Origin of the sequence: Dehalogenimonas sp. W, from assembly GCF_037094495.1 — a bacterium.
Classification (GTDB): domain Bacteria; phylum Chloroflexota; class Dehalococcoidia; order Dehalococcoidales; family Dehalococcoidaceae; genus Dehalogenimonas; species Dehalogenimonas loeffleri.
The window spans coordinates 578,057-591,774 of record NZ_CP146612.1; the positions used below are offsets into that span (position 1 = coordinate 578,057).

Genomic DNA, 13,718 nt, shown 5'->3' on the forward strand with positions numbered 1-13,718 from the left:
AGCCGCGTCAGCGGCTGTGGCAATCTAATACCAACTTCTACTCTTCTGTCCATCTTAGTGATGGTAAAGAAATCAGTCCAGCCGTGCCCAAATCAGTGTTTTTTAGCCTGTAAAGCCGCCAAACGGCCATAGAACGATTTTAGCTTTACAAGTCACCCGTCTTTGCGAAGCCGCTGCCAGGCGGCTGTGGCAATCTAATACCTACTTCCTCGGCGAAAGCCGGGGAGCCACCGGGGCGGGAGAGGCATGCCTCTCCCCTACGGAAAAATCCCCGTTTTGAACCTTTGAGTTTAGGATTTTAATATTGTTTGTTATTTGGTGCTTTGGATTTGTGATTTCTCTTTTTGCTGTCGTGACAGCAAAAGAGGGAGCCTCCAGAAATGGAGGCTCCCTCTTTTCTAAGCTTTTAGCTGAAAGCTAATAGCTTTGCGTTACACTACGCGGCGGGTGCGGACGATCAGGACGATCACCAGGACGGTCAAGATACCGCCGATGGCAATGATAATCCAGATGTAGCCCGGGGTCGCTACGTCAGGAGCCGGCAGCTGGGTCAGCGTGATGTTGGGTGAAGTGGTGGAGGTCACGGTGACCGGAGGAGTCGCGGCAGTCACGGTGGTGAAGACGCTCTCAACCGCAGCGGAAGTTCCGGTAGCGGTGGTAGCGGTCACGCGCCAGTAGTACACGGTGTTGTTGGCCAGTGAAGCGCCATCCCAGGCAACAGCGGCAATGGGGGTGGTGAGGGTTTTGACGATGTTGGTGAAGAGGGCATCAGTGGCAACTTCCACGGTGTAGCTGGTAGCACCGGCAACGCCGCCCCATTGGAAGGACGGGTTAACCGGGACACCGATGGCGCCGGCAACCGGAGCCAGGCTAACCGGGGTGGTGACAGCATCAGGTTTGGTAGCTACTGAGGTAGTACCATAGAAGGTGTCAACCGGGTCAACGCCCCAGACAGATACATAGTAGGTGGTGTCAGCGGCGAGGCCGGTGACAGTCAGGGTGGTGGCGTCAACGGTGGCATCACCGAAAGCGAAGGTGGCGCTGAAGTAATTCTTTTCGGCAGAGCCGGTCTTAACGTTAACCGCATACTCTTCAGCATCAGCCAGAGCAGCCCAGTTGATGGTAATGCTGGAGGTGGAGTTGGCGGTAGCGGTGACACCGGTCACGGCGACAGCCAGGGTATCGGTGTAGGAGCGGATGGCATTACCGTTGACCAGAGCGGTCAGGGTGTTGCCGGCTCCAAACAGAGCGGTACCGGAGGTGAAGTCGCCGATGCTGGTGGCTTGGCCGTTGGACAGCAGGCGGATAACCTCACCGTTGGCATCCAATGCGTAGACAGCATAGGAGTCAGACGGAGCGGCACCGGAGAAGACGCCGACGCCGTTGGTCAGCAGGCCTTCGTCTAAATCAGTGCTTGGCTTGGAGGATTTTACCAGTTTGCCGTCATCGGTCACGCCCCAGGCGGCGGTATTGGAACCCATCTGGAGAGCTACGGCATTGATTTCGCCGGTAGCGGCATCAGCGGTCTTGGTGGCCGCGCCCCAGGTGGCGCCCATGTCAGCAGAGAAGGCAAAGCGGCCGTCGTCAGTGCCGACGACAACGGCGGTGCCGTTGGTGGCCATGGCGGTGATATCGCCAGCGGTGGCGGGAGTAGAATCGCCGCTCTTGATGGTGGTGGCGGTCCAGATGAAGCCGTTGTCGGCACTGCGATGGACCACACCGTTATTGTCGCCGACGATGAAGGTCTGAGCATTGACAGCAATGAAGGTGTTCAGGGACGGGGGATCGGAGAAGATGGTGCCGTCAAAGTTCTCGCCGTTATCCATGGATTTCTCCAGGCTGTTCACGTCACCAAAGGTGCCCATGAACAAGGCGGCGCCGTCCTCAGACAGGGTCAGCAGATCAATTGCCGCATCATCTTCAGTGAAGAGGACGCGTTCCCAATTACCGCCACTCATGCGCCAGATTGAGTTGGTGACATTGGCGGTAACGGGAGTGATGGGATAGGCAAGGGTAAAAGCGCCGGCTACTGGCGGGTTGGCACCGGCATAAACCGGGGCAGTGCCCGAAGTAGTGACGACAGTGCCAGTTACAGTGGTAGAACCCGTTGCGGTAACTGTGTAGGACTCACCATTGACGTCAAACGTCATAGTGCCATCCCCACTCCCACCACTCCAGTGAGGGCCAGAGACGGAAATTGTACCACCAGTAACATCAACGGTAACAACAGTGTTGACATTACTAACAACTGCAATGTCGGGCAGGACTACAGTGTAGTTCGGAGGAGTTCCCGTGATTGATATGTTATCACCAGAGCCGTCAAAGTTCTCAATGAAAGAATAAGTACCACCACCAGTGACGTCCATATCAAAACCAATGCCGGCTAGCAGGGCAGAAATAGTAACCGAATCCCCACCGTTAGGCAGAGTGATGAACATTGTACCGGCAACAATATTGTAACTACCAGCAGCGGAGAACGCGACACTGATATCATCAACATCGCCGGTAACCCAAGTATTCAACTCAGCAGTAAGCGAAACACTGCCTGTATTAACCAGAGTAACCGAATCAGCCGCAGTTGTGACTGCAGTACCTAAGGTCGGAACAGTCACAGTAAAAGTGCCGGCGGTTTGGCCAACGACACCATTATAGTCGTTCTGGGTGGACAGCCAGGTGAAACCGCCACCGACTTCCATCGCTTCGATGGAGGTGATATCGGTGTTGACCAGGCTGACCTGGTTCCAGTTGACGCCCTTGTCAACCGTCAGGTTGAAAGCGGATTCGTCGTTGATGGAACCGGAAGCGGCGACCATGGCACATGCAATACCGGAGGTAACGAAGTCATCAGCTAAGCAGACATAAACTTCATTGCCGGGGCCGGTTAGCTGGTCTGAGCCTTCGGTCCAGGAAGCGCCGGCGTTGGTGGAGATAGCGACTTCACCTTCGTCGGAGCCGATGATGATGCTGGCGGAAGCGAAGTTACCGACAACATCAATGCTGAAGACATCCATCTGTGAGATGGCGGCCGGCAGACGGAGCACGGAAGAAGTGGTGGGGCTACCGACTACGCGGTAGACACCAGAGGTTGAGCCGGTGCCGTCAATACCGACATAGAAGAAGGGGCTGGAAACGATATTGAAGTCAGCGGGCAGAGCGATCTGGCCGCCCCAGAAGGAGCCATCAATATCAGTTTCTTCAACAGCATCAACTGCGGAACCCCAGGCGCCGCCATTGACATTAAAAGAAATCAAGGGGCGATTGTCATCGCCTTCAGCCAGAACAACGATACCCTTATCGGTGGCAAAATTAGGGGACAGCACAACATCATAAATCTGGTCGGCGTCATGCTGAGTGCCGAAGGACGGGGTACCGATGGTCTGGAAATTGAAGAAGAAGTCGCTCTCATCCATGTAGAAGACTTCACTGTCCGGCCAACCGGTGTAGTTGGCACCGACGACCACTTTGTAGGTGCCACCGGCCATGGCGACATCCATAGCTACGATATCGTAGCTGTCGCCCCAGCCATTAGCCGGAACGGATGCCATCTTGGTGAAGGTAGCGCCACCATCGGTGGACTTGAACACGGTGTGCAGGGAGGCAATGTACACCACAGCAGCATCAGTGGGTGAAGTGGCGATAGCTTGAATCTCCCATTCACCAGCATCAAAAGTGACGCCGGTATTCAAACCAGTGAAAGAGGGAGTTTTAACGGTGGTCCAAGTGCGACCTCCGTTGGTGGATTTGCCAAGAAAGTACTCACCATCAATCCCAAGCGACGCAAACAGCGTGCCATCTGATGCCTGAGTCAATAAACCGGTGGATTCGATTTCATTACTGACAACCAACCCGGTAGCGCCGGGGATGGTGACAGTGCTCCACTCATTGGTACCGGCGGCGACCGGGATGGCGGAGGTGATCAGCAAGCTGGTCATGATCGCCGCGGTCAGCACGATACTAAAGATTTTGTTTAACTTTTTCATCGACCTTTAAATTTCCTTTTCGAATTATTTATTTTGGATTATTAATATGTCTTTTTGGTTATTCCCTAAAGACTCCTGGAGATCTATTTTGTTTTTCTTTCTGCCGACCCGTTTTCCTGATAAGTGGTTAGTCTATATAAAGGAAGAGGGGTCTTAACGGCTGCTTTCGTATTCCATCACCACCTTTCTGTATGTTTTATGAAATGCAGACAACGCGACACCGCGCAGCCTGCTTTTTCTGCGTTATTAATATAATACCACGGGTGTCAAGGGGGTAGGGGGGGAAAGCTTTCAGCTATCAGCAGTCAGCCATCAGCTTTTAGTACGCAGTTTTCAGTAAACGGTTCACAGTATTAGGTAGACCAGGGGGTTTTAAGGTATCCGTAAGCCTTATTGAAATATTTGAAATTGGTAGTACCCGAAGCTATCAGCTATCAGCTTTCAGCAGTCAGCTGTTTTGTAGGCAGTAGACAGTAGGCAGTATACAGGTATCAGCCACCTACATATGTCATTGCGAAGCCGCCGCCAGGCGGCTGTGGCAATCTAATGAGTAACTGGTTTACCATGATTTAGATTACCACGTCGCTTCGCTCCTCGTAATGACGGATGGGATACACGGTTTTGTCATTGCGAAGCCGCGTCAGCGGCTGTGGCAATCTAATGAGTAACTGGATTACCATGATTTAGATTACCACGTCGCTTCGCTCCTCGTAATGACGGAGGGGTTAAGGGTTTTGTCTTTGCGAAGCCGTCTGGCGGCGGCTGTGGCAATCTCGGTTCCTGTTTAGGTCATTATAATTTTGGTATTTGATATTGTTTAGGTATTAGATATTGGATATTAGAATTTCCCGAAGGGCTTTGTCATCCTCGGCGAAAGCCGGGGATCCACCGGGCGGGAGAGCCCGGCCGTCTTCCTTATATATATATCAGGGGTTCTTCAAACATTCATCATGGTTATCAACATTGCGGAGGAACAGTACCTCGCCGGACCGCTCAAAGGTCATGCGGTATTTATCATCCACATAAGCCTCAAAAATGCCCGGCGCGCCCTGAACCGGGTGACTGCGGAGGCCGGGGTGCCGGTGATCCGCGTCCAGCAGCTTCAGGGCTTTATCAACCTTGCGCTGGATTATCTTTGACAGCTCCGCGTAACGGCTGACAAAACGCTCCGACAGACGGATGGTCATCAGGCGCGGCGGCCACCGGTGCGTTTATGGAGATAGGCCACGGCCTGGCCGGCATCGGCAAATTCATGAACCCGACCGGCAGTTACATCAGCCTCAACCCCGGCCTCACCCTGCTGCCAGCGGCGGCTCCAGAACCAGGCCTGATCCTTATCTACCAGCTTCTTGAGCTTGAGGATGATTTCCCCGTCCTGCACCCGGACGTCAACCACGTCGCCGTCCTCAATATTCAGTTGCCGCCGAATAGACAACGGCAGGGTCAGCTGGGCTTTTTTCCGTATCTGAATCAGTTCCGACATATTTTCCTACTTTCTGATTTTCAGAATATCAGATGATCAGCTAAAAAGCAACATGAACGGGCGAGCTGTCAGCTGTCAGCTTTCAGCTTGTAGTAATCAGTTGGCAGTCAGCAGTTTACAGTAAAAATACCGAGATTGCTTCGGCGTAGCCTCGCAATGACGCTTAGAATATAACAATGCCCCTCCCCGTCACTGCGAGCGACCACCAGGCGCGAAGCAGTCCCGGTACTCTTATTCACATATTTGAAATTGGTAGTATTTTGATAAGGCTATCAGCTATCAGCAGTCAGCTTGTAGTAATCAGTTGGCAGTCAGCAGTTTACAGTAACGAATACCGAGATTGCTTCGGCGTAGCCTCGCAATGACGTTGGGGGTGTGGGCGGCCGTGGCAATCTAATGAGCAACTGGAATACCATGATTTAGATTACCACGTCGCTTCGCTCCTCGTAATGACGGAGGGGTTAAGGGTTTTGTCTTTGCGAAGCCGCCTGGCGGCGGCTGTGGCAATCTCGGTTCCTGTTTAGGTCATTATAATTTTGGTATTTGATATTGTTTGGGGATTAGATATTGGATATTAGGATTTCCCGTAGGGGCGCAGGCAATTTTTACACTATTACCAAAAGCGCTTTGCGTTAACAGGCCTGTATCGCAACGGTTGTCATATAATCACGGCAGAATTTCAGGCAAAAAAGATCGCCGGAAGCACAATATCGTTTGTTTCCGCCCCTATCCCATGTTTGCTATCCATGAGATTGTTGTTGTATCATGATGGTACAAGTAGTTATCCCCCCTGCGATTTAGGTTGCAGGGTCGCAAGAGCCGCCGCAAGGTGGCTTTTGTATATGGAGAAAAATTGAAAACCAACGTCTATATTGACGGTTTTAACCTTTATTACGGCGCATTAAAGTATTCCCCATTCAAGTGGCTGAACCTGGCCATGTTATGCTCAAATCTGTTTCCCAACGATACCATCAATCAAATCCGCTATTTTACCGCCAGAGTCAAACCATCGCCCCATGATCTGGAGGCACCGCTGCGGCAGGATATTTACCTGCGCGCTTTGCGTACTCTGCCGTCGCTTTCAATATATCAAGGAAGATACGTCCAGCATCCTACCTTGTCCGCCCAGTATCCCCTTGTTTATATCAACCATCCTAAAAGGCATGCAGCAGTTAAGCCGGTGCTGATAGACAAGCCGGAATATGCGTATATTGCAAATGGAGAAGCCAAACCTGAAGGCTCGCCGGTTTGTGCGTACGTCCTCAAACGGGAGGAAAAAGGTTCTGACGTTAATCTGGCCTCAATGTTGCTGGCTGACTGTTACGAAGATGCCTTTGATAAGGCGGTAGTCATCAGTAATGATTCAGATTTATGCATGCCGATAGAGTTATCTATCAGGCGTTGCGGCAAACACATCACTGTTGTTAATCCCCACGATAAATCTTACCAGTCAGTGCATCTTAAGAAGATAGCCACTGCATATATGCAGAACATCAACCGCAGCGTTCTCGCCGCTTCCCAATTCCCACACACCCTCAGCGACTCAGTAGGCACCATAACCAAACCCGCAGGCTGGTGAAGCCGCCGCCAGGCGGCTGTGGCAATCTCAACGGGCGAGCGTTCAGCTATCAGGTTTCAGCCTGTAGGGGCTGGACATGTCCAGTCCGCCCGGTCAGTCCTTCCCCTATCGTCACTGCGAGCGACCACCAGGCGCGTAGCAGTCCCGGTACTATTATTGAAGTATTTGAAATTGGTAGTATCCGAAGCTTTCAGCAGTCAGCTACCTGGATTACCCGCTTTCGCGGGTAATGACAAAATAAATGTCATCCTCGGCGAAAGCCGGGGATCCACGTCCTCAATGACTCGTTACTGATGACTGTTTACTGAATACTTGGCCCGTCTATTGAAATATTGGAAATTGGTAGTATTTGTAGTATTGGTAGTATTGATCCGGGGCAATTGGCCCGGTGTTCAGGCGCTTTACCAGGTCCTTCCAGGTGACCGGGGAGAGTTTAGACACCGGCCTTAAGGCGGCGGGGGATTTTCAGACGGGTTTTACCCAGTGCGGGGATGTCCATACCCTGACTGAGCCGGAATACTACCCAGGCGTCAACGGCATCGGCCAGATTACGGCGACACGCTTCCAGATTGGCGCCGGTAGCCCAAACGCCGGGGAGCTCCGGAATCTCACCATAATACGGCTCTGCGTCTTCAATGATTTCATATTTGGCCCGCTGTAAAGCGGCTTCAATGTATTCTCTAATCATGACGATTTTATTATAGGCTTTCACCAACACAGGGGCAAGGGAGGTGGCCGTGAAAAGCGACCAGCAGTCAGCAGTCAGCTTGTAGTAATCAGTTGGCGGTCAGCAGTTTACGGTTAATAATACCGGGATTGCTTCGGCGTAGCCTCGCGAGGCGAGCTGTCAGCAGTCAGGTTTCAGCCTGTAGGGGCTGGACATGTCCAGCCCGCCCCGGTCCGCACTCCCTATCGTCACTGCGAGCGACCACCAGGCGCGAAGCAGTCCCGGTACTAGTATTCAAATATTGGAAATTGGTAGTATTTCAATGCTGTCAGCTTTCAGCGTCTTTGATTATGGCAGGCTAAAGTCTGCTCGTTAAGGGGAGGGGCAACACTTTGAACACATCTGATGCTACGGGGCGCGGGGATATAATTTTCTTTCAGGATCCCAGCGGCAATATCTCGGTCAACGTGCGTTTGGAAAGAGAAACGGTTTGGCTAAGCCTGAACCAGATGGCCGAACTGTTTGAGCGAGACAATTCAGTTATATCCCGACATCTCCGAAATGTATTCAGGGATGGGGAATTGGAGCGGAAGGCAACTGTTGCAAAATATGCAACTGTTCAAACAGAAGGGACACGAACGGTAATCCGTGAGGTTGAATACTTCAATCTGGATGCCATACTGTCGGTTGGCTGGAGCTGCGTGAAGCCCTTGAATACTGGGTCATGATAAGCATTGCCCGTCACCTGCCGCTGCCGATTGTGGATAACATAGAGCTCAAGATACCGGCAGAAATCTCCTGATGCCGCCTTTCGGTCCGATAAAACGCCCTGACCTGGTGGCGGCGTTGCGCCGGGCAGGTTAGCCCTTCATCAAAGCAAGAAACTCGGCTACACTGACGCCGATACTCCGCAGAATAGCACGCAAAGTACCCCGGTCCAGTTCATCATGAAGAGGGACAGTTACCGGCTTGCGGCCTGGACAGCGCAACCTGACATGGCTACCCTTGACACGGGCTACGACACAACCGAGACCGGCAAGTATTTCAATACAACGGGCACCGGAAATAACGGGTAAGGGCGGCAATCAGGCACCAACCTCAACTTGATTGAGGCTATAATGCCTGGGGAGTGTCCAGCCTTCTTCATCCATACTTTCCAGGCACAGTTCAGCGGCTTCCCTGATGTTAACCAGGGCTTCGGCCTTGGTTTTACCCTGAGAGATACAACCGGGCAACACGGGCACCTCAGCTGTATAATAGCCGTCTTCGCCTTGTGATATCAGCACCGGTAGTTTCATAGTTTTCTCCAACATGGATTGTTGATTTCAGTATAGAGCCACGGATGGAAAAATCCAAGTTACGAGCGAAGCTGGCAGCGGGCGAGCTGTCAGCGGCCAGCTTTCAGCTATCAGCTTGTAGTAATCGGTTGGCAGTAAACAGTAACGAATACCGAAATTGCTTCGGCGCAGCCTCGCAAGGTGAGCTGTCAGCAGTCAGCCGTCAGCTTTCAGCTTCCTGGATTACCCGCTTTCACGGGTAATGACAACAAAATAAATGTCATCCTCGGCGAAAGCCGGGGATCCACGTCTTCAATAACTCGTTACTGATGACTGTTTACTGAATACTTAGCCCGTCTATTGAAATATTGGAAATTGGTAGTATCCGAAGCTTTCAGCAGTCAGCTTTCAGCTTCCTGGATTACCCGCTTTCGCGGGTAATGACAACAAAATAAATGTCATCCCCGGCGAAAGCCGGGGATCCACGTCCTCAATAACTCGCTACTGATGACTGTTTACTGAATACTTGGCCCGTCTATTGAAATATTGGAAATTGGTAGTATTGGTATTATTTGCCCGTCTTTGCGAAGCCGCCAGCGGCTGTGGCAATCTCAACGGGCGAGCTGTCAGCATTCAGCTATCAGGTTTCAGCCTGTAGGGGCTGGACATGTCCAGCCCGCCCCGGTATATCTATTGAAATATTGGAAATTGGTAGTATTTGTAGTATTTGTAGTATTGGTAGTATTGGTAGTATTTCTCTTGCGTCTCCCCTTAATACAGTATATAATACTTTATTTAAAGTAATATTTACTACATTATGAATCTGCTTGAAATCATATCCGGCTCCAAACTCAGGGCTAAACTGCTCGGCTGGCTGTTCAGTCACCCCGATGAACGTTTCTATGCCCGCCAGCTGACCGCATTGTTACAAGAGGATTCCACCAACCTCAGCCGGGAGCTGGCGCGCCTGGAAAAGGCCGGTCTGCTGAACCGGGTCATTGAGGGGCGTCAAAAGTACTACCAGGCCAACCGGCAAAGCCCGATTTTTGACGAACTCCACCGGCTGGTCATTAAAACTTCCGGCATCGCCGACACGTTGCGGGCGGCGCTGATGTCCGTGGCCGAACAAATACGCGTCGCTTTCATCTACGGCTCTTTTGCCGCCGGCACGGAAAACCGCCACAGCGACATTGACCTGATGGTAATCGGCGACATCTCGCCGGAAGAGTTGACCGTCCCGCTGGATATTGCCGAGGCGCGGCTGGCCCGGGAGATAAACCCGGCGCTCTATACCCCGGCGGAATTCCGGGATAAACTGGACGAAGGACATCATTTCCTGAAAACAGTAACCGGAGCTGAAAAAATGTTCCTGATCGGAGACGAAGATGAGTTTGGCAGACTGGCTGGCCGAGGGCAAACTAAAAACACATACGACAAGCCGTCAGGAAATAGCCCACTTGATGACCGTATTTGACCGGGATCTGAAAGACGCCCGGGCGGACAACATCAGCCTGGACAGAAGATTCACCACCGCTTATAACGCCGCCCTGATGACCGCCAAGGCAGCACTGGCGGCTAAAGGCTACCGCACCGCAGGAGAAGCTAACCACTTTGTCACCATCAAATCCCTGGAATTCACCCTCACACCGGATCCGGTAAAAATCGCTGTCCTCAACCGTTACCGGCGACAGCGCAACCTGCTGGACTATGAAATGGCCGGCATCATTTCAGACCGGGAGGTGGCGGAAATAATCACACTGGCTGAATATCTCCGCGCATCGCTGACGATGTGGCTGAAGGATAATTATCCGGAGCTGAGCTGAAGTATATTGCCGGTTGGGGGCATGAGCTATCAGCTTGTAGTAATCAGTTGGCAGTCAGCAGTTTACAGTAACGAATACCGAGATTGCTTCGGCGTAGCCTCGCAGGGTGAGCTTTCAGCAGTCAGCCGTCAGCTATCAGCTGTAGGGGCTGGACATGTCCAGCCCGCCCCGGTCAGTCCTTCCCTCCACCGTCACTGCGAGCGACCACCAGGCGCGAAGCAGTCCCGGTACTAGTATTCACATATTTGAAATTGGTAGTATTTGTAGTATTTGTAGTATTTCAATGCTGTCAGCAGGGTTTATTTACCGATACCGTATTTATCAATGAGTTCCATAAGCCCTTTTCGGCCGATTCCGGTTTGCTTAACACCAAGGATATCATGCAGGGTGCCGTCAGGCAGCACGGCGCGGGTATCATCAACCATGGCCACTCTGGTTCTGCCGGCTGGATCAGCCTTGACTACACAAACGCAATGACGGGTTCTTCTTTTCTCTACCCAGCCATCCTTGAGAAACAGCTTCAGCAGTTGCTTGCCGGTAATGGCAGGAAACTATGACATTCAGTTTACGCCGGCCAGCGCTTTCATATCGTGCAGATGGGTCTTAATAAAGGAGGCGCTCTCCGCCGGCATTTCAACTTCCACCATAGCCCGGCCGGCGGCTGCCGGGCGGACGACAATGTGATGATCCCGGAAAAACCGTTCCCGTTCACCGACTTCTTCCAGAGTGTTCAGGTGGCAATCCACCGCCTCCCGGAGTTTGGCATCAGCTTCCGTGAGCGTTCTGCCGAAGGTGGAAGTGCCCAGTTCCCGGCACCGACCCAGCCAGCGTCTGCCTTCTCTGGAGAACTCAAGGGTAAGCTGGATGTATCCGTTGGATGATGTCATGTTTTCCTCTTGATTACATTACGCTTTCAGCGCGGACACACCATATTAACACCGGAAAAGTTTAATGACAAACGTTGAGGCTGTCGGCGGGCGAGCTGTCAGCCATCTACATGTATCTTTGCGAACATCCGCAGGGTGTGTGGCAATCGTACCGGTGTTCAGCACAAACCAGTGTAGGGGCTGGACATGTCCAGCCCGCCCCGGTCAGTCCTTCCCTCCACCGTCACTGCGAGCGACCACCAGCCGCGAAGCAGTCCCGGTTTCCTCTCCAGCGTTCAGCTTTCAGCAGTCAGCTTTCAGCTTCCTGGATTACCCGCTTTCACGGGTAATGACAACAAAATAAATGTCATCCTCGGCGAAAGCCGGGGATCCACGTCTTCAATAACTCGTTACTGATGACTGTTTACTGAATACTTAGCCCGTCTATTGAAATATTGGAAATTGGTAGTACCCGAAGCTATCAACCGTCAGCTTTCAGCACTCAGCATTCAGCTTCATATATGTGTCATTGCGAAAGCGCAAAGAGCTTGTGGCAATCTAATACCAACTTCCACCCCGGACTGAATACTGAAAACTCGTTACTGTTTATTGGATATTAAGATTTCCCGAAGGGCTCGGGGAACAGCTTAAAAATACCGGCCTTACAGAGCTAAAACAAAGAGGGGAACAGGCGCTGCCTGTTCCCCTCTTATAAATCTTTCCGCTTTAGCTGAAACCTGATGGCTGAGAGCTGAAAGCTCTACTACGCCTTCTCCCGCGTCAGATTGGTCAGGAAATCCACGTTATTCTTACTCTTCTTGAGCTTATCCAGCACACGCTCGGTGACCTCGGCGAAGTTGTTGGAGTCATCGGCGATGATGCCCACCATGCGGCGCAGGAGCTGAATCTGCCGGTAAGCGGCGTCAGGATGCAGCAGTTCCTCGCGCCGGGTGCCGGAGCGGGGAATATCAATGGCCGGGAAGACGCGGCGTTCCGCCAGCCGGCGATCCAGGTGCAGTTCCATATTGCCGGTGCCCTTGAACTCTTCGTAAATCAGGTCATCCATGCGGGAGCCGGTTTCCACCAGGCAGGTGGCGATAATGGTCAAAGAGCCGCCTTCAGCGGTGTTGCGCGCCGCGCCGAAGAACTTCTTGGCCGGGTGCAGAGCGACCGGGTCCAGACCGCCGGACAGGGTGCGGCCGGACGGGGGCATGGCCAGGTTATAGGCGCGGGTCAGGCGGGTAATGCCGTCCAGCAGGATAACCACATCCTTACCGCTTTCCACCATGCGTTTGGCGCGCTCCAGCGCCAGTTCCGCCACGCGGGTCTGGTTCTCCACCGCTTCGTCAAAGGTGGCGGCCATAACCTCGCCCTTGATGGAGCGGCGCATGTCGGTGACCTCTTCCGGGCGTTCGCCGATGAGCACCACCATCAGGTGAATATCGTTGTAATTGGAGCCGACGGCGTTGGCGATGTTCTTCATCAGCATCGTCTTACCGGCCTTGGGCGGTGAAACCACCATGCCGCGCTGGCCGCGACCGATGGGGGCCACCAGATTAATCAGGCGGGTGGACAGGATATTGGCATCGGTTTCCAGGTTCAGCAGCCGGTCGGGGAAGGTGGGCGTCAGTGAGCCGAAGTACGGGCGGCGCTTGGCGCCTTCCGGATTGAAATCATTGATGGCCTCAACGCGCAGCAGCGAGTAGTATTTCTCACCGGGCTTGGCCTGGCGGGACTGGCCGATAATCATGTCGCCGGTGCGCAGGCCGAAGCGGCGGATTTGTGATTGGGAGACGTAAATATCCGATGACGAGGGCAGCAGCGTCCCCTGCCGCAGGAAACCGTAGCCGTCCGGCATGATTTCCAGGATGCCGGAGCAGAAGATATTGCCCTGCTGCTCCGTCGTGGCCTGGAGCAGCCGCAGGATGATGTCCTGCTTCTTGGCACCGGTCATGCCGGTCACCTTCATGCGCTTGGCCAGCTCCAGCAGGTCCTCACGGCTCATCGTCTCCAGCCGCGACAGCGACAACGGCGGCGGCGGCG

At 52.9% G+C, this 13,718-nt stretch carries 13 protein-coding genes; 4 read left to right on the forward strand and 9 right to left on the reverse strand.

The window, feature by feature from the left end:
* Nucleotides 1-431: 431 nt before the first annotated feature.
* From V8247_RS02930 to V8247_RS02940, 3 genes are all read right to left on the reverse strand, one after another.
* Nucleotides 432-3,980 carry a fibronectin type III domain-containing protein gene (locus tag V8247_RS02930; RefSeq protein ID WP_338738597.1) on the reverse strand — a complete coding sequence of 1,183 codons (3,549 nt, stop codon included), beginning with the start codon at nt 3,978-3,980 and terminating at the stop codon, nt 432-434.
* 926 nt (nt 3,981-4,906) lie between these two features.
* Nucleotides 4,907-5,167 carry a DNA helicase gene (locus tag V8247_RS02935; RefSeq protein ID WP_338738598.1) on the reverse strand — a complete coding sequence of 87 codons (261 nt, stop codon included), beginning with the start codon at nt 5,165-5,167 and terminating at the stop codon, nt 4,907-4,909.
* Nucleotides 5,167-5,463 (reverse strand): AbrB/MazE/SpoVT family DNA-binding domain-containing protein, encoded by a 297-nt coding sequence (locus V8247_RS02940; protein WP_338738600.1) that lies wholly within the window; start codon nt 5,461-5,463, stop codon nt 5,167-5,169. The genes V8247_RS02935 and V8247_RS02940 overlap by 1 nt, the downstream gene beginning before the upstream one ends.
* 853 nt (nt 5,464-6,316) lie before the next feature.
* On the opposite strand from V8247_RS02940, the gene V8247_RS02945 reads away from it, so the two are divergent.
* A complete protein-coding gene (locus V8247_RS02945) occupies nt 6,317-7,042 on the forward strand; it encodes an NYN domain-containing protein (protein WP_338738602.1) in 726 nt (241 codons plus the stop codon).
* Nucleotides 7,043-7,475: 433 nt separating this feature from the next.
* Here V8247_RS02945 and V8247_RS02950 read toward each other — a convergent pair whose 3' ends face one another.
* Nucleotides 7,476-7,730, reverse strand: a complete 255-nt coding sequence (locus tag V8247_RS02950) for a type II toxin-antitoxin system HicB family antitoxin (protein WP_338738604.1) — start codon at nt 7,728-7,730, stop codon at nt 7,476-7,478.
* Between the two features lie 371 nt (nt 7,731-8,101).
* On the opposite strand from V8247_RS02950, the gene V8247_RS02955 reads away from it, so the two are divergent.
* On the forward strand, nt 8,102-8,437 hold the full coding sequence (locus V8247_RS02955; RefSeq protein WP_338738606.1) for a hypothetical protein: 336 nt from the start codon (nt 8,102-8,104) through the stop codon (nt 8,435-8,437).
* Between the two features lie 132 nt (nt 8,438-8,569).
* On the opposite strand, the gene V8247_RS02960 is transcribed toward V8247_RS02955, so the two are convergent.
* Both V8247_RS02960 and V8247_RS02965 read right to left on the reverse strand, forming a co-directional pair.
* Entirely contained in the window at nt 8,570-8,794 is a 225-nt protein-coding gene (locus tag V8247_RS02960; protein ID WP_338738608.1) for a type II toxin-antitoxin system HicA family toxin, read from the reverse strand.
* Nucleotides 8,795-9,007: a type II toxin-antitoxin system HicB family antitoxin gene (locus V8247_RS02965; RefSeq protein ID WP_338738610.1), complete on the reverse strand. Its 213-nt coding sequence runs from the start codon at nt 9,005-9,007 to the stop codon at nt 8,795-8,797. It abuts the gene before it with no gap.
* Between the two features lie 796 nt (nt 9,008-9,803).
* Between V8247_RS02965 and V8247_RS02970 the strand changes: the two genes are divergently transcribed.
* Nucleotides 9,804-10,460 (forward strand): nucleotidyltransferase domain-containing protein, encoded by a 657-nt coding sequence (locus V8247_RS02970; protein ID WP_338738612.1) that lies wholly within the window; start codon nt 9,804-9,806, stop codon nt 10,458-10,460.
* Nucleotides 10,447-10,809 (forward strand): hypothetical protein, encoded by a 363-nt coding sequence (locus V8247_RS02975; RefSeq protein WP_338738614.1) that lies wholly within the window; start codon nt 10,447-10,449, stop codon nt 10,807-10,809. The genes V8247_RS02970 and V8247_RS02975 overlap by 14 nt, the downstream gene beginning before the upstream one ends.
* Nucleotides 10,810-11,108: 299 nt before the next feature.
* On the opposite strand, the gene V8247_RS02980 is transcribed toward V8247_RS02975, so the two are convergent.
* The 3 genes from V8247_RS02980 to rho form a co-directional block, all read right to left on the reverse strand.
* A complete protein-coding gene (locus tag V8247_RS02980) occupies nt 11,109-11,234 on the reverse strand; it encodes a hypothetical protein (protein ID WP_338738616.1) in 126 nt (41 codons plus the stop codon).
* A 135-nt stretch (nt 11,235-11,369) separates the two neighbouring features.
* The gene (locus V8247_RS02985) at nt 11,370-11,696 is read right to left on the reverse strand and encodes a hypothetical protein (RefSeq protein WP_338738618.1); all 327 of its coding nucleotides are present in this window, start codon (nt 11,694-11,696) and stop codon (nt 11,370-11,372) included.
* A 742-nt stretch (nt 11,697-12,438) separates the two neighbouring features.
* Nucleotides 12,439-13,680, reverse strand: coding sequence for a transcription termination factor Rho (gene rho, locus V8247_RS02990; protein ID WP_375340878.1), 1,242 nt, complete (start codon nt 13,678-13,680; stop codon nt 12,439-12,441).
* Nucleotides 13,681-13,718 lie beyond the last annotated feature (38 nt).